At 73.0% G+C, this 19524-nt stretch carries 18 protein-coding genes; 13 read left to right on the top strand and 5 right to left on the bottom strand.

The window, feature by feature from the left end; all coding sequences use genetic code 11:
- The 7 genes from HUW36_RS07900 to HUW36_RS07930 form a co-directional block, all read left to right on the top strand.
- The coding region (locus tag HUW36_RS07900) for a Rossmann-like and DUF2520 domain-containing protein (RefSeq protein ID WP_174527520.1) at positions 1–564 on the top strand (564 nt) is incomplete at its 5' end.
- Between the two features lie 175 nt (positions 565–739).
- Entirely contained in the window at positions 740–1588 is an 849-nt protein-coding gene (gene panC, locus HUW36_RS07905) for a pantoate--beta-alanine ligase (protein ID WP_174527521.1), read from the top strand.
- Positions 1589–1617: 29 nt separating this feature from the next.
- On the top strand, positions 1618–2046 hold the full coding sequence (panD, locus tag HUW36_RS07910) for an aspartate 1-decarboxylase (protein ID WP_174527522.1): 429 nt from the start codon (positions 1618–1620) through the stop codon (positions 2044–2046).
- 190 nt (positions 2047–2236) lie between these two features.
- Positions 2237–3130, top strand: coding sequence for a septum formation family protein (locus HUW36_RS07915; RefSeq protein ID WP_174527523.1), 894 nt, complete (start codon positions 2237–2239; stop codon positions 3128–3130).
- A gap of 61 nt (positions 3131–3191) precedes the next feature.
- Positions 3192–4883 (top strand): L-aspartate oxidase, encoded by a 1692-nt coding sequence (locus tag HUW36_RS07920; protein WP_174527524.1) that lies wholly within the window; start codon positions 3192–3194, stop codon positions 4881–4883.
- Positions 4880–5776, top strand: a complete 897-nt coding sequence (gene nadC / locus HUW36_RS07925; protein WP_174527525.1) for a carboxylating nicotinate-nucleotide diphosphorylase — start codon at positions 4880–4882, stop codon at positions 5774–5776. The genes HUW36_RS07920 and nadC overlap by 4 nt, the downstream gene beginning before the upstream one ends.
- 17 nt (positions 5777–5793) lie before the next feature.
- Complete coding sequence (locus HUW36_RS07930) at positions 5794–6552, top strand: type III pantothenate kinase (RefSeq protein ID WP_099163401.1); 759 nt, start codon at positions 5794–5796, stop codon at positions 6550–6552.
- Positions 6553–6604: 52 nt separating this feature from the next.
- Here the strand turns inward: HUW36_RS07930 and HUW36_RS07935 are convergent, their stop codons facing one another.
- The gene (locus HUW36_RS07935; protein ID WP_174527526.1) at positions 6605–7345 is read right to left on the bottom strand and encodes a class I SAM-dependent methyltransferase; all 741 of its coding nucleotides are present in this window, start codon (positions 7343–7345) and stop codon (positions 6605–6607) included.
- A 94-nt stretch (positions 7346–7439) separates the two neighbouring features.
- On the opposite strand from HUW36_RS07935, the gene lysS reads away from it, so the two are divergent.
- From lysS to HUW36_RS07950, 3 genes are all read left to right on the top strand, one after another.
- The gene (lysS, locus tag HUW36_RS07940) at positions 7440–8948 is read left to right on the top strand and encodes a lysine--tRNA ligase (protein ID WP_174527527.1); all 1509 of its coding nucleotides are present in this window, start codon (positions 7440–7442) and stop codon (positions 8946–8948) included.
- Positions 8949–9065: 117 nt separating this feature from the next.
- Positions 9066–9416, top strand: a complete 351-nt coding sequence (locus HUW36_RS07945) for a histone-like nucleoid-structuring protein Lsr2 (RefSeq protein ID WP_174527528.1) — start codon at positions 9066–9068, stop codon at positions 9414–9416.
- Between the two features lie 488 nt (positions 9417–9904).
- Complete coding sequence (locus HUW36_RS07950) at positions 9905–12442, top strand: ATP-dependent Clp protease ATP-binding subunit (RefSeq protein WP_174527529.1); 2538 nt, start codon at positions 9905–9907, stop codon at positions 12440–12442.
- 174 nt (positions 12443–12616) lie between these two features.
- Here the strand turns inward: HUW36_RS07950 and HUW36_RS07955 are convergent, their stop codons facing one another.
- Positions 12617–13516 (bottom strand): A/G-specific adenine glycosylase, encoded by a 900-nt coding sequence (locus HUW36_RS07955; RefSeq protein ID WP_174527530.1) that lies wholly within the window; start codon positions 13514–13516, stop codon positions 12617–12619.
- A gap of 95 nt (positions 13517–13611) precedes the next feature.
- Here HUW36_RS07955 and HUW36_RS07960 point away from each other — a divergent pair, with 95 nt between their 5' ends.
- From HUW36_RS07960 to HUW36_RS07970, 3 genes are all read left to right on the top strand, one after another.
- Entirely contained in the window at positions 13612–14124 is a 513-nt protein-coding gene (locus HUW36_RS07960; RefSeq protein ID WP_174527531.1) for a glycine cleavage system transcriptional repressor, read from the top strand.
- Positions 14121–14684, top strand: coding sequence for a peptide deformylase (locus HUW36_RS07965; RefSeq protein WP_174527532.1), 564 nt, complete (start codon positions 14121–14123; stop codon positions 14682–14684). The genes HUW36_RS07960 and HUW36_RS07965 overlap by 4 nt, the downstream gene beginning before the upstream one ends.
- Positions 14685–14814: 130 nt before the next feature.
- A complete protein-coding gene (locus HUW36_RS07970; protein ID WP_174527533.1) occupies positions 14815–15561 on the top strand; it encodes a hypothetical protein in 747 nt (248 codons plus the stop codon).
- 6 nt (positions 15562–15567) lie between these two features.
- On the opposite strand, the gene disA is transcribed toward HUW36_RS07970, so the two are convergent.
- From disA to HUW36_RS07985, 3 genes are all read right to left on the bottom strand, one after another.
- Positions 15568–16758, bottom strand: a complete 1191-nt coding sequence (disA, locus tag HUW36_RS07975; protein ID WP_174527534.1) for a DNA integrity scanning diadenylate cyclase DisA — start codon at positions 16756–16758, stop codon at positions 15568–15570.
- A 141-nt stretch (positions 16759–16899) separates the two neighbouring features.
- Positions 16900–18351 (bottom strand): DNA repair protein RadA, encoded by a 1452-nt coding sequence (gene radA / locus HUW36_RS07980; protein ID WP_174527535.1) that lies wholly within the window; start codon positions 18349–18351, stop codon positions 16900–16902.
- A gap of 103 nt (positions 18352–18454) precedes the next feature.
- Positions 18455–19228, bottom strand: coding sequence for a hypothetical protein (locus tag HUW36_RS07985; RefSeq protein WP_174527536.1), 774 nt, complete (start codon positions 19226–19228; stop codon positions 18455–18457).
- Positions 19229–19524: the final 296 nt, after the last annotated feature.

A 19524-nucleotide genomic window follows, 5' to 3' on the forward strand; every position in this document is an offset into this window, starting at 1 on the left:
GCCCCGGCCGCCGCGGCCGGCGCCCGGCCGCTCGCGCTGCACCCGGCGATGACGTTCACCGGTACGCCGGACGACCTGTCCCGCCTCGCCGGCAGCTCCTACGGCGTGACCGCGCCGGCCGAGCTGCGCCCGTTCGCGGCCCGGCTGGTGGCCGACCTGGGCGGCGTGCCGGAGTGGGTGGGGGAGGCCGACCGGCCGCTCTACCACGCGGCCTTGGCGCACGGCGCGAACCACCTGGTCACCCTGGTCAACGAGGCGGCCGACCGGCTGCGCGACGCCGGGGTGGACCGGCCGGAGAAGGTGCTCGCCCCGCTGCTGCGGGCGGCCCTGGAGAACGCCCTGCGGCTCGGCGACGACGCGCTCACCGGCCCGGTGTCCCGGGGCGACGCGGGCACCGTACGCCGGCATCTGGACCGGTTGGCGCGGACCGCGCCGGAATCCGTACCGGCCTACCTGGCGTTGGCCCGACGGACGGCGGACCGCGCCGTCGCGGCGGGCCGGCTGCGCCCGGCGGACGCCGCGTCGCTCCGGGACGTGCTGGACGGGATGGAGGTCGTGGCGTGAGCGCGAGGAGTGAGCCGGGGTTGCGAGCCCCGCAGTCGCGAACGATGGGCGGTCTGGTGAGCGCGAGGAGTGAGCCGGGGTTGCGAGCCCCGCAGGCGCGAACGATGGGCGGTCTGGTGAGCGCGAGGAGTGAGCCGGGGTTGCGAGCCCCGCAGGCGCGAACGGGGAGGCACTGATGGTCGAGGTGCTGCACACGCGCAAGGAGTTGGCGGTGGCCCGGGAAGGGCTGACCGGGACGGTCGGTGTCGTGATGACCATGGGCGCGCTGCACGCCGGGCACGAGACGCTGCTGCGGGCCGCCCGCGAGCGGGCCGACCACGTGCTGGTGACGATCTTCGTGAACCCGTTGCAGTTCGGGCCGAACGAGGACTTCGACCGCTACCCGCGCACGCTCGACTCCGACCTGGAGATCTGCCGGCGGGCCGGGGTGGACCTGGTCTTCGCGCCGTCGGTGGCCGAGATGTACCCGGAGGGCCAGCCGACGGTGCGCCTGGACCCGGGCCCGCTCGGCGAGGACCTGGAGGGCCTGAGCCGGCCCGGCTTCTTCCACGGCGTGCTCACCGTGGTCCTGAAGCTGCTCCAGCTCACCCGCCCGGACCTGGCCTTCTTCGGCGAGAAGGACTACCAGCAGCTGACCCTGGTCCGCCGGATGGTCGGCGACCTGGACGTGCCGACCGAGATCGTCGGCGTGCCCACCGTCCGCGAACCGGACGGCCTGGCCCTGTCCAGCCGCAACCGCTACCTGTCCGCCGAGGAGCGGCGCGCCGCGCTGAGCCTGTCCGCGGCGCTGCGCGCGGGTGTCGCGGCGGCCGAGCGGGGCGACGACGCCGGGGCGGTGCTGGCCGCCGCGCACCGGGCCTTCGACCCGGGTACGCCGGACGCCCGCCTCGACTACCTGGTGCTCACCGACGCCGAACTGGAGCCCGGCCCGGTCGCCGGCCCGGCCCGGCTGCTGATCGCCGCCTGGGTCGGCGCCACCCGACTGATCGACAACACGGCGCTCCACCTCGCGCCGCGTCCCTGACCCCAGCACGAATGCGGAAAGGCACCTCGATGCTCCGGACCATGCTCAAGTCGAAGATCCACCGGGCCACGGTGACCCAGGCCGACCTGCACTACGTCGGTTCGGTGACGGTGGACGAGGACCTGCTCGACGCGGCGGACCTGATCCCCGGCGAGCAGGTCGCGATCGTGGACATCACCAACGGGGCCCGCCTGGAGACGTACGTGATTCCGGGTCGCCGGGGCAGTGGCGTGATCGGCATCAACGGTGCCGCCGCGCACCTGGTGCACCCCGGTGACCTGGTCATCCTCATCTCGTACGGCCAGATGGACGACGCCGAGGCGCGCGCCTGGCAGCCCCGCGTGGTACACGTCGACGCGGACAACAGGGTCGTCGACCTGAACGCCGACCCCACCACCGCCGCCCCCGGCACCGCCGGCGCCCCCGTCCCCAACCCCCTGGCCGCCCCCCTGCCCTAACCCGCCCCCGCGCCGTCGATCTTGCACTTTCGCCCCCTTGTTTGTCCTGCTCGCCCCTTTTGTCGGGGCGGTAAGTGCAAGATCAGTGGGGTGGGAGGTGAGGCCCGGCGCGGTCTGTTACCGGAAGGTCATTTTCGGCTACCCTGAGCGGACCGTCGGAATCGACGGTCGTCGGGCTGGGGGAGGCGCGATGGGCCGTACGCTGCGCAGCCTCGTCGCCGCCGTGGTCGCCACCGTGGTGCTCGTGGGGTGTGCCTCCGCGGGCGGGCTGGACGGGGACCTCACCGACGACTGGGCGCCGATGGGTCGGCCCGGTCCGTTCACCCCGGCGGCCGGGGTCTGCCAGGTCGGCGACTTCACCCCGACGGTGGGCCTGGCCGGTTACGCCCCGGTCGGCTGCGACGTGCCGCACCGGGTGGAGACCGTGCACGTCGGGGCGTTCACCGCCGTCCGGGCCACGCCGCCGCCGCTCGACTCGCCCGAACTGCGTACCGCCTTCGCCGAGTGCGACACCCGGGCCGGCGGTTACCTGGGCGACGACTGGCGGGCCGGGCGGCTCCGGCTGGCCGTGGCGGTGCCCACCGGCCCCGGTTGGACGGCCGGCTCCCGCTGGTTCCGGTGCGACCTGACCGAGCTGGACACGGTCGAGGCCGGGGCCACCGTGGTGACCCGCACCGGCAGCCTCCGGGACGCGCTCAAGCCGCCGTCCCCGCTGCGCCTGGGCTGCCAGCGCACCGGCCAGGACCGGCGACGGGTGCAGACGCTCACCCCGGTCGAGTGCGCGGTGGCGCACGACGCCGAGTTCGTCGGCGTCTGGGTCGCGCCCGCCCGTCCGTACCCGAGCCGGCCGGCGGACTGGGCGCCGCTCTACGACGGTTGCTACGGCGCGGTCGCCCGGTGGACCGGGGTGCCCGCCGACCCGGTCCTGCGCTACCGCAGCGGCGTGGTGGTGCGCCCGCCCGGTGCCGCCCGCTGGGCGGTCGGTGACCGGGGCGTCCGGTGCTACCTGTGGCTCAGCGACCGCAAGGTGACCGCCTCGCTGAAGGGCGCCGGCCCGGCCGGGCTGCCGCTCCGGACGCGGTAGCCGAAACCACTCGTCCCGCCCCCGCCACCCGGGACGAGGACCCTTCGGGTTGACTGTGCCCATGGACCTATCCACCGTCGACCTGCCGGCGCTGCCCCGGCTGCTCGCCGCGCCCGCGCCCGGTTGGGTGGAGACGACCGACGTGATCGTGGTCGGCTCCGGCGTCGCCGGACTGACCGCCGCGCTGCACCTGCGCGAGGCCGGCCTGCACGTCACGGTCGTCACGAAGGTAGACATCGACGAGGGCTCCACCCGCTGGGCGCAGGGCGGCATCGCCGCCGTGCTGGACCCGGCGGACAGCCCGACCGCGCACGCGTACGACACCGAGGTGGCCGGCGTCGGCCTCTGCGACCCGGCGGCGGTGCGGGCGCTGGTGGAGGAGGGCCCGACGCGGCTCCGCGAGCTGATGCGGATCGGCGCCGAGTTCGACCGCAACCCGGACGGTTCGCTGATGCTCACCCGGGAGGGCGGCCACCGGGCCGACCGGATCGTGCACGCGGGCGGTGACGCCACCGGCGCGGAGGTCCAGCGGGCCCTGCACGCGGCGGTGCACCGCGACCCGTGGATCCGGCTGGTCGAGCACGCTCTCGTGCTGGACCTGCTGCGCGCTCCCGGCGACGGCCCGGACGGCCTCGGCCCGGCCTGCGGCATCACCCTGCACGTGCTCGGCGAGGGCAGTGAGGACGGCGTCGGGGCGATCCTGGCCCGGGCGGTGGTGCTGGCCACCGGCGGCATGGGCCAGGTCTTCGCGGCCACCACCAACCCGGCGGTCTCCACCGGCGACGGCGTGGCGCTCGCCCTGCGGGCCGGCGCGGCGGTCACCGACGTGGAGTTCGTCCAGTTCCACCCGACCGCGCTGATCGTGCCGGCCGGCGGGCCGGGCGCCGGCCTGGCCCAGCAGCCGCTGGTCTCCGAGGCGCTGCGGGGCGAGGGCGCCCACCTGGTCGACGGTGACGGCAAGCGGTTCATGGTCGGCCAGCACGAGTTGGCCGAACTGGCCCCCCGGGACGTGGTGGCCAAGGGCATCCACCGGGTGCTGCTCGCCACCGGCGCGGACCACGTCTACCTGGACGCCCGGCACCTCGGCGGCGACTTCCTGGCCCGGCGGTTCCCGACCATCGTGGCGTCCTGCCTGGCCATCGGCGTGGACCCGGCGACCGACCTGATCCCGGTGGCCCCGGCCGCCCACTACGCGTCCGGCGGCGTCCGGACCGACCTGCGCGGTCGCACCTCGATCCCCGGCCTGTACGCCTGCGGCGAGGTGGCCTGCACCGGGGTGCACGGCGCCAATCGGCTGGCCAGCAACTCGCTGCTGGAGGGGCTGGTCTTCTCCCGCCGGATCGCCGAGGACATCGCCGCCGGCCTGCCCGAGCAGGCCCGCCCGGCGGAGACCGGCGCCTGGGTCGGCGGGCAGGGCTGGCTGGTGCCGGCGGCGGGCACGGCGGACCTGCAACGGGCGATGACCCGGGGCGCGGGCGTGCTCCGCTCGGCGGACACGCTCGCCGACACCGCCGACACGCTCACCGGGCTGGGGGCGGGTCGGGGGGTGCCGCGTACCGCCGACTGGGAGGCGACGAACCTGATCACCGTGGCGTCGACGCTCGTCGCCGCCGCGTACGCCCGGCGGGAGACCCGGGGCTGCCACTGGCGGGAGGACTTCCCGTCGGCCGACGGCAGGTGGCTGGGCCACCTGGTGGCCGAGGTGGGCCCGGACGGCCGGGTGGCCGAACGCTGGGAGGAGAGGCAGTCATGACGGAGGCGACGGAGCGGGCGCTGCGGGACGGCGGCCTGGACCCGGAGCGGGTCCGGTGGATCGTCGTCGACACCCTGGCCGAGGACCTGGGCCCGGACTTCCTCGACGTCACGAGCGTCGCCACCATTCCGGCCGAGCAGCAGGACACGGCCGACCTGGTGGCGCGCGCGGACGGCGTGGTGGCCGGGCTGCCGGTGGCGGCCGCGGTGTTCGAGCTGGTGGGCGAGGTGACCGGCGCCGGCCGTACGGTCGAGGTGTCACTCGTCGCCCACGACGGGCAGCGGGTGGCGCGCGGCGACGTGCTGGCCACCGTGACCGGGCCGACCCGGCTGCTGCTCACCGCCGAGCGGACGGCGCTCAACCTGCTGTCGCGGATGTCCGGGGTGGCGACCCACACCCGGGCCTGGGCCGACGCGCTCGCCGGCACGAAGGCCATGGTGCTCGACACCCGCAAGACCACGCCGGGGCTGCGCGCGCTGGAGAAGTACGCGGTCCGGGCCGGCGGCGGCACGAACAAGCGGATGGGCCTGTACGACGTCGCCATGATCAAGGACAACCACAAGGTGGCCGCGGGCGGGATCGGGGCGGCGTTCCGCCGGGTCCGGGAGGCGTTCCCGGAGGTCCCGGTGCAGGTGGAGGTGGACACCCTGGCCGAGGCGGTGGAGGCGGTCGAGGCGGGGGCCGGGTTCCTCCTGCTGGACAACATGACCCCGGCGCAGCTGCGCGAGGTGGTGGCCGCGGTCGGCGACCGGGCGGAGCTGGAGGCGACCGGCGGGTTGACCCTGCCGGTGGCGGCCGAGTACGGCGCGACCGGCGTCGACTACCTCTCGGTCGGCGCGCTCACCCACTCCTCGCCGATCCTCGACATCGCCCTCGACCTGCGCGAGGAATGACCGTCTAGGCTGCCGCTGTGCTGCTCTGCATCGACATCGGAAACACCAACACCGTGCTGGCGACCTTCGACGGCGACAAGCTGGTGCACTCCTGGCGGATCAAGACCGACGCCCGTTCCACCGCGGACGAGCTGGGCCTGATGTTCCGTGGGCTGCTGGCCGGTGACGCCGTGGAGATCACCGGGGTGGCCGCCTGCTCGACCGTGCCGGCGGCGCTGCGCTCGCTGCGCACCATGCTGGGGCGCTACTACGCCGACCTGCCCAGCGTCATCGTCGAGCCCGGCGTCCGCACCGGCGTGCAGCTCGCCATCGACAACCCGAAGGAGGTGGGCGCGGACCGGGTGGTGAACACGTTGGCCGCGTACACGCTCTACGGCGGGCCGTCGATCGTGGTGGACTTCGGCACCACCACCAACTTCGACGTGATCAGCGACCGGGGCGAGTTCCTGGGCGGAGCGTTCGCGCCCGGCATCGAGATCTCGTTCGACGCGCTTGCGGCCCGGGCCGCCCAGCTGCGCAAGGTGGAGGCCACCCGGCCGCGCTCGGTGATCGGCAAGAACACCGTCGAGTGCCTCCAGGCCGGCCTCTACTTCGGGTTCGCCGGCCAGGTCGACCGGATCGTCGAGCGGATGTCCGAGGAGCTGGGCGACGTCCGGGCGGTGATCGCCACCGGCGGCCTGGCCTCGCTGGTGCTCGGCGAGTGCCGCACCATCACCCACCACGAACCGATGATCACCCTGATCGGCCTCCGGATGGTCTACGAGCGCAACACCTGAGGTGCAAGGAAGGGCCCCCTGTTAACGCCTCCGGTAGAGGAAGGGCCCCCTGTTAACGCCGGCGCGCCCGGAGCACGAGCGTCCGGTACGGCAGCTCGACGGTGTCCCGGCCGACCAGGTCGGGGTGGTCGGCGAACAGCTCGGCCAGCCCGTCGTCGATCCGCGCCCGCTCGGCCGGCGTGGCGGTCAGCCAGTACGAGCGGGTGTGCAGCATGTTCACCACCTGGTCCGGCGTGAGCGTGGTGGCGTGTGCGAACTCGCCCACCTCGGCGGGGGTGAAGGCGGGGCCGAAGTCGCCGTACCGGTTGGTCACGTCGTCGGCGGTGTCGCCGAGGTGGGCGATCCGGGTCAGCTCGGCGACCCAGGCGACCCGCTCGTCCCGGAGGTTCCACACCGGTGCGAACGTGCCGCCCGGGCGCAGCACGCGGGCGACCTCGGCGTGTGCCCGGTCCCGGTCGAACCAGTGGTAGGCCTGCCCGACCAGCACGGCGTCCGCCGACCCCGCCGGCAGTGGCACCGCCTCCGCGCTGCCGGCCAGCGCCGTCGTGTCCGGCGTGGCGGCGGCCAGTTGGGCCCGCATCCCCGGATCCGGCTCCACGGGTACGACGTGCTGCCCGAGCGCCAGCAGACCCCGGGTGAGGATGCCGGTGCCCGCACCGAGGTCCACCACCCGGGCCGGGGTGTCCAGTCCGTCCAGCGCCCAGCGCAGGGCCGCCTCCGGATAGCGGGGCCGGAACCGGTCGTACGCGGCGGCGGCGCCGCCGAACGAGAGCGCCGCAGTGGGGTCGGTCATGGCGGGCAGGTTATCCCGTAACGGTCCGCAATTCGCTTGAGTACGCTCATGGGCTGACCCCGCCATTGGTTCCCGAGGCCTGAGGAAGCGTGCCGTGACCGAGCAGAACGCCCTGCCCACCGACCCCGCCGACGACCTTCCCGAGCAGATGAAGGTCCGCCGGGAGAAGCGGGACCGGATGCTCGCCGAGGGGGTCGAGCCGTACCCGGTCGGCTTCCCGCGGACCACCACGCTCGCGCGGCTCCGCGAGCGCTACGCCGAGCTGCCCACCGACACCGCCACCGGCGACCGGGTCTCGGTCACCGGTCGGGTGATCTTCATTCGCAACACCGGCAAGCTCTGCTTCGCCACCCTGCGCGACGGCGACGGCACCGAGCTCCAGGCGATGCTGTCGCTGGACCGGGTCGGCGCGGAGCGGCTGGCCGACTGGAAGCGCCTGGTCGACCTGGGTGACCACGTCGGTGTGACCGGCGAGGTGATCACCAGCCGGCGCGGCGAGCTGTCGGTGCTGGCCGACGAGTGGGCGGTCACCGCGAAGGCGCTGCGCCCGCTGCCGGTGGCGCACAAGCCACTCAGCGAGGAGGCCCGGGTCCGCCAGCGGTACGTGGACCTGGTGGTGCGCCCGCAGGCCCGGCAGATGGTCCGCACCCGGGCCGCCGCGGTCCGCAGCCTGCGGGACACCCTGCACGGGCAGGACTTCATCGAGGTCGAGACGCCGATGCTGCAGTTGCTGCACGGTGGTGCGGCGGCCCGCCCATTCGTGACCCACAGCAATGCGCTCGACACCGATCTGTATCTGCGAATCGCCCCGGAACTGTTTCTCAAGCGTGCGGTGGTCGGTGGCGTCGACCGTGTCTTCGAGATCAACCGCAACTTCCGTAATGAGGGCATCGACTCCTCGCACTCGCCCGAGTTCGCGATGCTGGAGACCTACCAGGCCTACGGCGACTACGACACGATGGCGGAGCTGACGAGAAATCTCGTGCAGCAGGCCGCCGTCGCGGTCGCCGGCTCGACGGTGGTGACGCACGCCGACGGCCGGGAGTTCGATCTGGGCGGCGAGTGGCGGTCGGTGACGCTGTTCGGTGTTCTTTCCGAAGCGCTCGGTGAGGAGGTCACCGTCCGCACGGAAAGGTCACGCCTGGTCGAGTACGCGGACAAGGTCGGCCTCTCCGTCGACCCGAAGTGGGGGCCGGGCAAGCTGGCCGAGGAGTTGTTCGAGGAACTGGTGGTGCCGTCCCTGCAGGCGCCCACGTTCGTGCGCGACTACCCGGAGGAGACCAGCCCGCTGACCCGGGCGCACCGCAGCGAGCCGGGCCTGGCCGAGAAGTGGGACCTCTACGTGCTCGGATTCGAACTGGGCACCGCGTACTCCGAGCTGGTCGACCCGGTGGTGCAGCGGGAGCGGCTGGTGGCCCAGGCGCAGCTCGCGGCGCGTGGCGACGACGAGGCGATGCGACTCGACGAGGACTTTCTCCGGGCGATGGAGTACGGAATGCCGCCGGCCGGCGGTATGGGAATGGGAATCGACCGGCTCCTGATGGCCTTGACCGGCCTGGGAATTCGGGAAACCATCCTGTTCCCGTTGGTCCGGCCCGAGTAGGGGCGCAAAGCTTCTCCGGCTCGTTACCCGGTCCTATTGACGGAGCAAGCATCGGGCGGGTTATCGTGCTTGCGAGTATTCGCAGGAGCGTGACCCTGCTCGAAAGGAATGTGGGACGTGGCCAAGCAGATCATTCACAAGCTGGTCGATGACCTGGACGGCGGGGACGCTGACGAGACTGTCAAGTTCGCGCTCGACGGCGTGCAGTACGAGATCGACCTCTCCGCCTCCAACGCTGAAAAATTGCGCGACGTATTCGCGACGTACATCGCGCACGGCACGCGGGTCGGTCGTGGGGGTGTGGTCGTGGGCGGCCGGGCCGCGCGTGGCCGGGGCGGCGCCACCGCCGACCGTGAGCAGAACCGCGCCATCCGCGAGTGGGCGAAGAAGGCCGGCAAGGACATCTCCGACCGGGGCCGGATCCCGCAGGAGATCGTGGACGAGTACCACGCGAAGGCGGGGCACTGACCCGACCTCGCGAGACGGGCGACCCGACGCCGGACCGGAGTGCGACTCCGGGCCGGCGTCGCCGTTTCCGCCCGACCGTGCCGGATGTCGGGTTCCGCCCCGGGCCGCCCGTTCGACCCCGGCGGACCGGTCGGCGGTGGGAAGAAACCACCGCCCGGAGCGGTTGTCCACAGGCGGTGGAGATTCCGTCCACAGGCTGTGGACGACCGAGGCGGGCGCGTTCACCCCGCCAGAACCCCCCGACCGGGACTTTCCACCGCCGGTCGAATTTCGCTCTGCGCGTACAGGCGGGGGTCCCGGAACACCTCCTGAGCGTGGACGGTTGTCAGAAACGACGTCGGAACGGTCATTCGCGGGGACACACGACCTCAGCGGAGACGGTCCGCGGCGATAGAGTAAGGAGGCACGGACGCCGTCCCGGACGTCCGCGCACCGGCCCCGCCGAGATCTGACCATCAAGGCGCACGGCACGTGAGGAGCACGAGGGCATGTTCGAGCGGTTCACCGACCGAGCGCGACGGGTTGTCGTCCTGGCCCAAGAAGAGGCCCGGATGCTCAACCACAACTACATCGGTACGGAGCACATCCTGCTGGGCCTCATCCACGAGGGTGAGGGCGTCGCCGCCAAGGCTCTGGAGAGCCTGGGCATCTCCCTGGAGGGCGTGCGCCAGCAGGTCGAGGAGATCATCGGCCAGGGCCAGCAGGCGCCGAGCGGGCACATCCCGTTCACGCCGCGGGCCAAGAAGGTGCTGGAGCTGTCGCTGCGCGAGGCGCTGCAGCTCGGCCACAACTACATCGGCACCGAGCACATCCTGCTCGGCCTGATCCGCGAGGGCGAGGGCGTCGCCGCCCAGGTCCTGGTGAAGCTGGGCGCCGACCTGAACCGGGTCCGCCAGCAGGTGATCCAGCTGCTCTCCGGCTACCAGGGCAAGGAGCCGGCCGCGGCGGGCGCCGCGCCGGGTGAGGCCGCGCCGTCGACCAGCCTGGTGCTGGACCAGTTCGGCCGCAACCTGACCCAGGCCGCCCGCGAGGGCAAGCTCGACCCGGTCATCGGGCGCGAGAAGGAGATCGAGCGGGTCATGCAGGTGCTGTCCCGCCGCACCAAGAACAACCCGGTGCTGATCGGCGAGCCGGGCGTCGGCAAGACCGCCGTCGTCGAGGGCCTGTCCCAGAAGATCATCAAGGGCGAGGTGCCCGAGACGCTCAAGGACAAGCAGCTCTACACGCTCGACCTCGGCGCCCTGGTCGCCGGTTCCCGCTACCGCGGTGACTTCGAGGAGCGCCTGAAGAAGGTGCTCAAGGAGATCCGCACCCGCGGCGACATCATCCTGTTCATCGACGAGATCCACACCCTGGTGGGTGCGGGCGCGGCCGAGGGCGCGATCGACGCCGCCAGCATCCTCAAGCCGATGCTGGCCCGTGGCGAGCTGCAGACCATCGGCGCCACCACCCTCGACGAGTACCGCAAGCACCTGGAGAAGGACGCCGCCCTCGAGCGCCGCTTCCAGCCGATCCAGGTGGGTGAGCCCTCGCTGGCGCACACCATCGAGATCCTCAAGGGCCTGCGGGACCGCTACGAGGCCCACCACCGGGTGAGCATCACCGACGCGGCTCTCGTCGCGGCGGCCACCCTGGCCGACCGCTACATCTCCGACCGCTTCCTGCCGGACAAGGCGATCGACCTGATCGACGAGGCCGGCGCGCGGATGCGGATCCGTCGGATGACCGCGCCGCCGGACCTGCGTGACTTCGACGAGCGCATCGCCCAGGTGCGCCGCGACAAGGAGTCCGCGATCGACGCGCAGGACTTCGAGCGGGCCGCGCAGCTGCGCGACAAGGAGAAGCAGCTGCTCGGTCAGAAGGCCCAGCGGGAGAAGGAGTGGAAGGCCGGTGACCTGGACGTCGTCAGCGAGGTCGACGACGAGCAGATCGCCGAGGTGCTCGGCAACTGGACCGGCATCCCGGTCTACAAGCTGACCGAGGAGGAGACCTCGCGCCTGCTGCGCATGGAGGACGAGCTGCACAAGCGCGTCATCGGCCAGGAGGACGCGGTCAAGGCGGTCTCGAAGGCGATCCGGCGGACCCGGGCCGGCCTGAAGGACCCGAAGCGCCCGTCGGGCTCGTTCATCTTCGCCGGTCCGTCCGGTGTCGGTAAGACCGAGCTGTCCAAGGCGCTCGCCGAGTTCCTGTTCGGCAGCGAGGACGCCCTCATCCAGCTGGACATGTCCGAGTTCCACGACCGCTACACGGTCTCCCGGCTGGTGGGTGCCCCTCCCGGCTACGTCGGCTACGACGAGGGCGGCCAGCTGACCGAGAAGGTGCGTCGCCGGCCGTTCTCGGTGGTCCTGTTCGACGAGATCGAGAAGGCCCACCCGGACGTGTTCAACACGCTCCTGCAGATCCTGGAGGACGGGCGTCTCACCGACGGTCAGGGCCGGATCGTGGACTTCAAGAACACGGTCATCATCCTGACCACCAACCTCGGTACCCGCGACGTCGCGAAGGCCGTCTCGCTGGGCTTCCAGGCCTCTGAGGACTCCGAGTCGAACTACGACCGGATGAAGCAGAAGGTCAACGACGAGCTCAAGCAGCACTTCCGGCCCGAGTTCCTGAACCGGATCGACGACACCATCGTCTTCCACCAGCTGCGCGAGAACGAGATCCTCTCGATCGTCGACATCATGATCCAGCGGATCGAGACGCAGCTGCGGAACAAGGACATGGGTCTGGAGCTGACCGACAACGCCAAGAAGTACCTGGCGAAGAAGGGCTTCGACCCGGTGCTGGGCGCGCGGCCGCTGCGTCGCACGATCCAGCGCGACATCGAGGACAACCTCTCCGAGCGGATCCTGTTCAACGAGCTGACCCCGGGTCAGATCGTGGTGGTGGACTGCGAGGGCGACCCCGAGAACATCGACAAGTCCAAGCTCGTCTTCCGGGGCGCGGACCGGCCGGACGCCGTGCCGGACGCGGTCCCGGCGGACCTCGGCGGCACCGCCGCCACCGGCGCGGACGACGCCGCATAGCGGGAGCACAAGGGCGACGGCCCCGGTAGGCGAAAGCCGCCGGGGCCGTCGCCTTTCCCATGCCACCGCACCTCGCCCCACCCCGACGATCACGAAGTTGACCATCCTTGGTGCCCGACTTGTCCCCGCCAACTTCATGATCAACGGGAAGGGCGCGGGGTGGGGGAAGGGTGGTTAGAGGAGGGGGATGGCGGGGCCGTCGCCGGCCAGACGGAAGGACTCCTCGCCCACCGGCTCCACCAGGCCGTCGGTGACCAGACCCGCCAGGGCGCGGGCCCGCTGCACGTCGTCGGGCCAGACCTGGTCCAGCCGCTGGTGCGGCACCGGGCCGATGGTCTCCCGGAGCACCGCGAGCAGCAGCCCGCGTACCTGCCGGTCGGTGCCGGCGTAGCGCTGCGGGCGGCGGGTCGGGCCGGCCGGGGCCGCCTGGCCGGAGGCCCGCCAGGCGCAGCTCGACTCGACCGGACAGATCGCGCACCGGGGCGCGCGGGCGGTGCAGACCACCGCGCCGAGTTCCATGAACGCCGCGCTGGCCAGGGCGGCGGCGGCCGGCTCGACCGGCAGCAGCTCCTCGGTGGCGACCAGGTCGGCCGGGCGGGTGGTCGGTCCGGCGTCCGGCTCGCCGGCGATCGCCCGGCACACCACCCGCCGGACGTTCGTGTCCACCACCGGGTGACGCTGTCCGTACGCGAACGCCGCCACCGCGCGGGCCGTGTACGTACCGACGCCGGGCAGCGCCAACAGCTGGTCCAGCCGGTCGGGTACCACGCCGCCGTGCCGTTCCACGACGGCCACCGCGCACTCGCGCAGGCGTACCGCCCGTCGGGGGTAGCCGAGCCGGCCCCACATCCGGATCGCCTCGGCCGGGGTGTCCTCCGCCAGCGCGCGCGGCTCCGGCCAACGGGCCAGCCACGCCTCCCATGCCGGCACCACCCGCACCACCGGGGTCTGCTGGAGCATGACCTCGCTGACCAGGATCGCCCAGGCGCCGATGCCGGGCCGGCGCCACGGCAGGTCACGGGCGTTGCGCTCGAACCAGCGGCTGACCTGGGCGGCGAAGGTGGGCTCAGTCATGGCGCTGACGATGATGTCACGGACGGGGATCCCGCTGGTTGGGCGACCGGGTGGGCCGGCGCGGCCGATCATGGGGGGCGGGGCAGAATGTCCGAATGAACGAGCTCGCGATCACCGTCATCGGCCGGGACCGGCCGGGCATCGTGGCCGACGTCGCGGAGGTCCTCGCCCGACTGGGCGCGAACCTCACCGACTCGACGATGACCCGGTTGCGGGGACACTTCGCGATGACCCTGATCTGTGTCGGCCCGGCCGCCGCCGACGTGGAGGCCGCGCTGGCCCCGCTCGCCGCCGACGGGCACCTGCTGGCCACCGTCCGCGCGGTCACGCCGGACGGCGGCAGTACGACCGCCGGCGAGCCGTACGTGCTGGCGGTGCACGGCGCCGACCGGATGGGCATCGTCGCGGCGATGACCCGGGTGCTGGCCGACGCGGGCGGCAACGTGACCGATCTGAGCACCAGGCTCACCGGATCGCTCTACGTGGTGGTCGCCGAGGTCGAGCTGCCGTCGGGCAGCGCGGACGAGGTGGCCGGCCGGCTCACCCGCGCCGCGGCGGAGCTGGGCGTCGGGGTCAGCCTGCGCCCGGCGGACACGGACCTGCTGTGACCGCGCCGGAGTACGCCGGGTTGGGCGGTTGGACGCCGGAGAAGCTGGGCGTCCCCGGTGAGGTACGTCCGGTGGTGGCCGCCCCGGAGCCGGTGTTGAGCCGGCCGGGCCCGGAGGTCGACCCGACGTCGCCCGAGGTGGTGCGACTCGCCGCCGACCTGGTGGCCACGATGCGGGTCTCGCCGGGCTGTGTGGGCCTGGCGGCCCCGCAGGTCGGGGTGAGCGCCCAGGTGTTCGCGGTGGACGTGACCGGCCACCCGAAGGCGGTCACGGTGCACGGCACGTTCGTGCTCTGCAACGCCCGGGTGGTGGAGGCGACCCGCTGGAAGGCCGGTCGTGAGGGCTGCATGTCGGTGCCGGACCTGACCGGGGACGTGAAGCGGGCCAGCCGCCTGGTGGTGGAGGGGGCGCTGCCGGGCAGCGGCGAACCGGTGCGGCTGGTGACCGACGGCTTCGAGGCGCGCGCGCTCCAGCACGAGATCGACCACTGCGCCGGGCTGTTGTTCCTCGACCGGGTGGCCGGGGCGCACGCCGTCTACCAACGCCAGGTCTATCTCTGACCGCGAGTGGTCCGGCGGCGGCGCTCGGTGACCGCTCGGCTCCACTGTGGACATCGTGGGCCGGGCGAGGCGGTGTCTCCGGCGCGTCGGACCGGCGCGCCGAGCGTCACGCGGATACGGTAGGCGCATCATGCGTCTGACGGTCGGCCCCCTGCCCCCCGCCGTGTACTGGCGGCGTCGTGCCGTCGTGCTCGGCGCGGGTCTGCTCTTCCTGATTGTGCTGCTCTATTCCTGCACCGGCACGGACCGCAACTCCGGCACACCGTCCGGCAACCCGTCGCCGAGCGGCACCGCCGGTGCGGCCCCGGCACCCTCCGGCTCGGTGCTGAGCCCGCAGTCGGGCAGCCCGTCGCCCACGCCGGGTGCCTCCGGCGACGCGGGCACCGACGGCGGGGCAACGAACAGCGGCGGCGGCACGAGCGACGGGGGCGGCTCGGGAACGGGCGACGGTGGCGCGTCCGGGCAACCGGTCTCCGACGACGGCACCTGCACCGACTCCGAGCTGCTGGTGACGCCGGTGGCGGTGCCGACGAGCGCTCAGCGGGGCACCGTGGTCACCCTGCGCCTCAAGGTCAAGAACGTCTCGGACCGCACGTGCAGCCGGAACGTCGGCGCCGACCTGCAGGAGTTGTACGTCAAGGCCGGCGCGGAGAAGGTCTGGTCGTCGGACACCTGCGGCACCGGCAAGGGCAACGACGTGCAGTCGTTCACGCCGAACTTCGAGCGCGCCTACGAGCTGGGCTGGAACGGCCGGCTGGACAACAGGTGCGCCGGTGGGCTGGCCAGTGGCGATTACGCCCCGATCGGCACGTACCAGGTCTTCGCCCGGGTGGGCACCAAGATCAGCGAGCCGGTGAAGCTGACCGTCACCGGCTGAGCCGGGTCAGACGTACCGCTCCAGGATGGACGCCTCGGCGAGCCGGGACAGCCCCTCGCGGACGCCCCGGGCGCGGGCGTCGCCCACGCCCTCGACCGCCTGGAGGTCCTCCACGGTCGCGCCGAGGAGCCGCTGGAGGCTGCCGAAGTGCACCACCAGCCGGTCGACCACGGCCGCCGGCAGTCGGGGCACCTTGGCCAGCAGGCGGAACCCACGCGGGCTGACCGCGGCGTCGAGCGCGTCGGAGGCGGACGGATAGCCGATCGCCTTCGCCACCGCCACCAGGTCGATCAGCTCGGTGGCGGTGAGCAGGTCGAGTTCGACGAGCGCCTCGTCGAGGGTGCGCGACTTGCGGCCGACGGGCAGGTAGTCGCGGATGACCAGGGTGCGGTCGGCGTCCACGCCGGCCATCAGCTCGTCGAGCTGGAGCGCCAGCAGCCGGCCGTCGGTGCCCAGCTCGACCACGTAGCCGGCGATCTCGTCGGCGATCCGCCGGACCATCTCCAACCGCTGCACGACGGCCACCGCGTCGCGGACGGTGACCAGGTCTTCGATCTCCAGCGCGGAGAGCGTGCCGGAGACCTCGTCCAGCCGCAGCTTGTAGCGCTCCAGCGTGGCCAGGGCCTGGTTGGCCCGGGACAGGATCGCCGCCGAGTCGTCGAGCACGTGCCGCTGGCCGTTGACGTAGAGGCTGATGATCCGCATCGACTGGCTGACCGAGATGACCGGGTAGCCGGTCTGCCGCGCCACCCGTTCGGCGGTGCGGTGCCGGGTGCCGGACTCCTCGGTGGGGATGGACGGGTCGGGCATCAGGTGCACGCCGGCCTGGACGATCCGGGTGCCGTCGCTGGACAGGACCACCGCGCCGTCCATCTTGCACAGCTCGCGGACCCGGGTGGCGGAGAACTCGACGTCCATCGGGAAGCCGCCGGTGCAGATCTGCTCGACCACCTTGTCGTAGCCGAGCACGATGAGCGCGCCGGTGCGACCGCGCAGGATCCGCTCCAGACCGTCACGGAGCGCGGTGCCCGGTGCCATCAGGGCGAGATTGGCCCGCAACGGGTCGCCACCGGCCCCGCCGACGCTCCCGGTGACGCTCACGCTGATGGCGGCACGGGCGGGGTTGCCGCTCACGGCGCCGGTGCGGGCGTGCGGCGTCGCCGTTGCGGGCTTGGTGGCATCGCGGTCGATCGGCACGGGCACAGTCTACGGACTGCGGTGCGGTGGGTGCTCTCGTGGTTACTGTGATGTGTCACGATGCCCGGCTCCGGCGGTCGCCTCCCACTCGCGCGCCCTGTCCGATTCGCCCGACCGCTCCCGCCCCAGCGCTACCCACCGTCACTCCGCCGACGCCCGTGCGGCAGCCTGGAGCGCGGCCCGCACGTCCGTGACCTCGATCACCCGCATGTTCTCCGGAGCGACACCGCTGCTGCCCGGGCCGCAGCCGGGCGGCACCAGGGCCAGCCGGAAGCCCAGCCGGGCCGCCTCGGCCAACCGTCGAGGGACGGCACCGACCCGGCGCACCTCGCCGGTCAGCCCGACCTCGCCGATGGCGACCAGGTGCGCGTTGAGCGCCAGGTTGAGCCCGCCGGACGCGACGGCGAGCGCCACGGCCAGGTCGGCCGCCGGCTCGACCACCCGGATGCCGCCGACCGTGGCGGCGAAGACCTCCCGGTCGTGCAAGGTCAGCCGCTCGGTGCGTCGCTGGAGCACCGCGAGCACCATGGCCAGCCGAGCGCCGTCGAGGCCCGAGACGGTGCGCCGGGGCGAGCCGGCGACGGTGGCCCCGATCAGCGCCTGCACCTCGGTGACCAGCGCCCGGCGCCCCTCCATCGCCACCGTCACGCAGGTGCCCGGCACCGGCTCGGAATAGCGGGTCAGGAAGAGACCGGACGGGTCGGCGAGGCTGCTGATGCCGCCCTCGTGCATCTCGAAGCAGCCCACCTCGTCGGCCGCGCCGAACCGGTTCTTCACGCCGCGCACCATCCGCAGCGAGGAGTGTTTGTCGCCCTCGAAGTGCAGCACCACGTCGACCAGGTGCTCCAGCACCCGCGGACCGGCCACCTGGCCGTCCTTGGTGACGTGCCCGACGAGCACGGTGGCGATGCCGCGCTCCTTGGCCACCGCGACCAGCGCCGCGGTGACCGCGCGCACCTGGGTGACGCCGCCGGGCACCCCCTCGGTGCCGGTGGTGGAGATGGTCTGCACCGAATCCAGCACCAGCAGCCCCGGCTTGACCGCGTCGAGGTGGCCGAGCACCGCCGACAGGTCACTCTCGGCGGCCAGGTAGAGCTGGTCGTGCAGGGTGCCCATGCGCTCGGCGCGCAGCCGCACCTGGCTGACCGACTCCTCGCCGCTGACCACGAGCGACGGGCTGCCCGCACCGGCGGCCCACTGCTGGGCCACGTCGAGCAGCAGGGTGGACTTGCCGACGCCGGGCTCGCCGGCCAGCAGCACCACCGCGCCGGGAACCAGACCACCGCCGAGCACCCGGTCGAGCTCGCTGACGCCGGTGGGCCGGGCGCGCGCGGGCGCGGCGCTGATGGTGGCGATCGGCCGGGCCGGCTCGGCCGGCATCCGGGAGCTGACCACCCGGCCGGAGACCAGCGGGCCGGTGACGGTGCACTCGACCACCGAGCCCCACTCGCCGCACTCCGGGCACCGACCCACCCACTTCGGCGGCTGGTGGCCGCACGCGTCGCACTCGTAGGCCGGGCGGGGTTCGCGGGCGGCGGCGCGACCACGGCCGGCGCCGGCGCGGGAGGAGGTGGATCGGGGCGAGGTCACCACAGGACGCTAACCGGGCGGTACGACGAAAGCCCACCGGAGAAACGGCGACACCGCCGGCGTGGCGGTGGCCACGACCGGCGGTGTCGACGGAACGGGGGAGGCGTCAGCCGTGGCTGCCGCCCTCGACGCCACCCTCTTCGGCCGAGTGCTCGCGCGGGTTCACCACCGCGGACGGCTCGGCCTCGGGGGTCAGCGGAACGCCGATCGGAGCCGGGGTCTTGATCACCTTGCCGCCGCCGAAGTCGAAGGTCAGGTTGACCTGCTGGCCGACGAGCAGCTTCTGGTTCAGGCCGACCAGCTGGAGGAACCGCGGGTTGCCGCTGTTCAGCTGGGCGTAGGAGAGAGCCGGGATCTCGATCCGGGCCGGCTGGCCGGCGGGCGCCGACTCGCTCTCCGACGGGGACGGGCTGGCCGAGGCGGATCCACCTGCCGACGGCGAGCCGGTGACGTCGAGCGACTGGCTGGGCGAGGCGCTCGGGTCGGCGGGGGTCGGCGAGGCCGAGGCCGGCTCGGTCGGCGAGCCGGTCGGGGTGGCCGCGCCGCTGGACCCGGCGCCGCCGGTGAGCAGGATCTCGCGGGCGCTGTCGGTGGTGACGGTCACGGTCACCGGGGCCTCGCTGTCGTTGTAGATCACGACGTTGAGCGGCGCGGTCGCGCCCGCCTCGTAGCCCTTCGGCCCCGGGAACTGCACGTAGAGCCCGCGCACCTTGTAGAGGTTGTCGGAGGTCTGGACGTTGACGCCCTGGACCGACGGGATCTTGTTGGCGGTCTCGGAGATCTGCCCGGCGCCGCACCCGGACAGCAGCAGGCTCGCCGCCGCCGCCGTGCCGGCCAGCAGCAGGGCCGGCCCCCGGGAACCCCTGATCGAGCGCGTCACGTCGGTCCTCCTCGTCACGATCCCCGCCCGGTCGACCCCCGGGCACGGGGTGGCCATACCCGCGCAGACCGCGCTCCAGGGTAGTTGGAGCTGATCGAGGCCCGCACGCGGACCCGGCAATGCCACCCGCGCAGGAAACTTCTCAGACCACCCGGCCGTTCGCCACCAGCAGCACCACATCGATCAGCGCCACCACCAGCACCGCCCGGAAGGCGGTCACCGGCCGGTCGCCGGCCCGGGCGGCGGCGCGTCCCGCGTACCAGCCGAGGGCCGGCACCGCGACGGCGGCGGCGACC

The organism is Micromonospora maritima (assembly GCF_902825405.1).
In the GTDB taxonomy this organism is placed as follows: Bacteria; Actinomycetota; Actinomycetes; order Mycobacteriales; family Micromonosporaceae; genus Micromonospora; species Micromonospora maritima.

Bases quoted from the DNA above. Each gene is read 5' to 3' on its own strand.
- panC (WP_174527521.1), top strand. From the start codon at position 740: ATGGTCGAGGTGCTGCACACGCGCAAGGAGTTGGCGGTGGCCCGGGAA.
- panD (WP_174527522.1), top strand. From the start codon at position 1,618: ATGCTCCGGACCATGCTCAAGTCGAAGATCCACCGGGCCACGGTGACC.
- HUW36_RS07915 (WP_174527523.1), top strand. From the start codon at position 2,237: ATGGGCCGTACGCTGCGCAGCCTCGTCGCCGCCGTGGTCGCCACCGTG.
- HUW36_RS07920 (WP_174527524.1), top strand. From the start codon at position 3,192: ATGGACCTATCCACCGTCGACCTGCCGGCGCTGCCCCGGCTGCTCGCC.
- nadC (WP_174527525.1), top strand. From the start codon at position 4,880: ATGACGGAGGCGACGGAGCGGGCGCTGCGGGACGGCGGCCTGGACCCG.
- HUW36_RS07935 (WP_174527526.1), bottom strand. From the start codon at position 7,345: ATGACCGACCCCACTGCGGCGCTCTCGTTCGGCGGCGCCGCCGCCGCG.
- HUW36_RS07950 (WP_174527529.1), top strand. From the start codon at position 9,905: ATGTTCGAGCGGTTCACCGACCGAGCGCGACGGGTTGTCGTCCTGGCC.
- HUW36_RS07955 (WP_174527530.1), bottom strand. From the start codon at position 13,516: ATGACTGAGCCCACCTTCGCCGCCCAGGTCAGCCGCTGGTTCGAGCGC.
- HUW36_RS07960 (WP_174527531.1), top strand. From the start codon at position 13,612: ATGAACGAGCTCGCGATCACCGTCATCGGCCGGGACCGGCCGGGCATC.
- HUW36_RS07970 (WP_174527533.1), top strand. From the start codon at position 14,815: ATGCGTCTGACGGTCGGCCCCCTGCCCCCCGCCGTGTACTGGCGGCGT.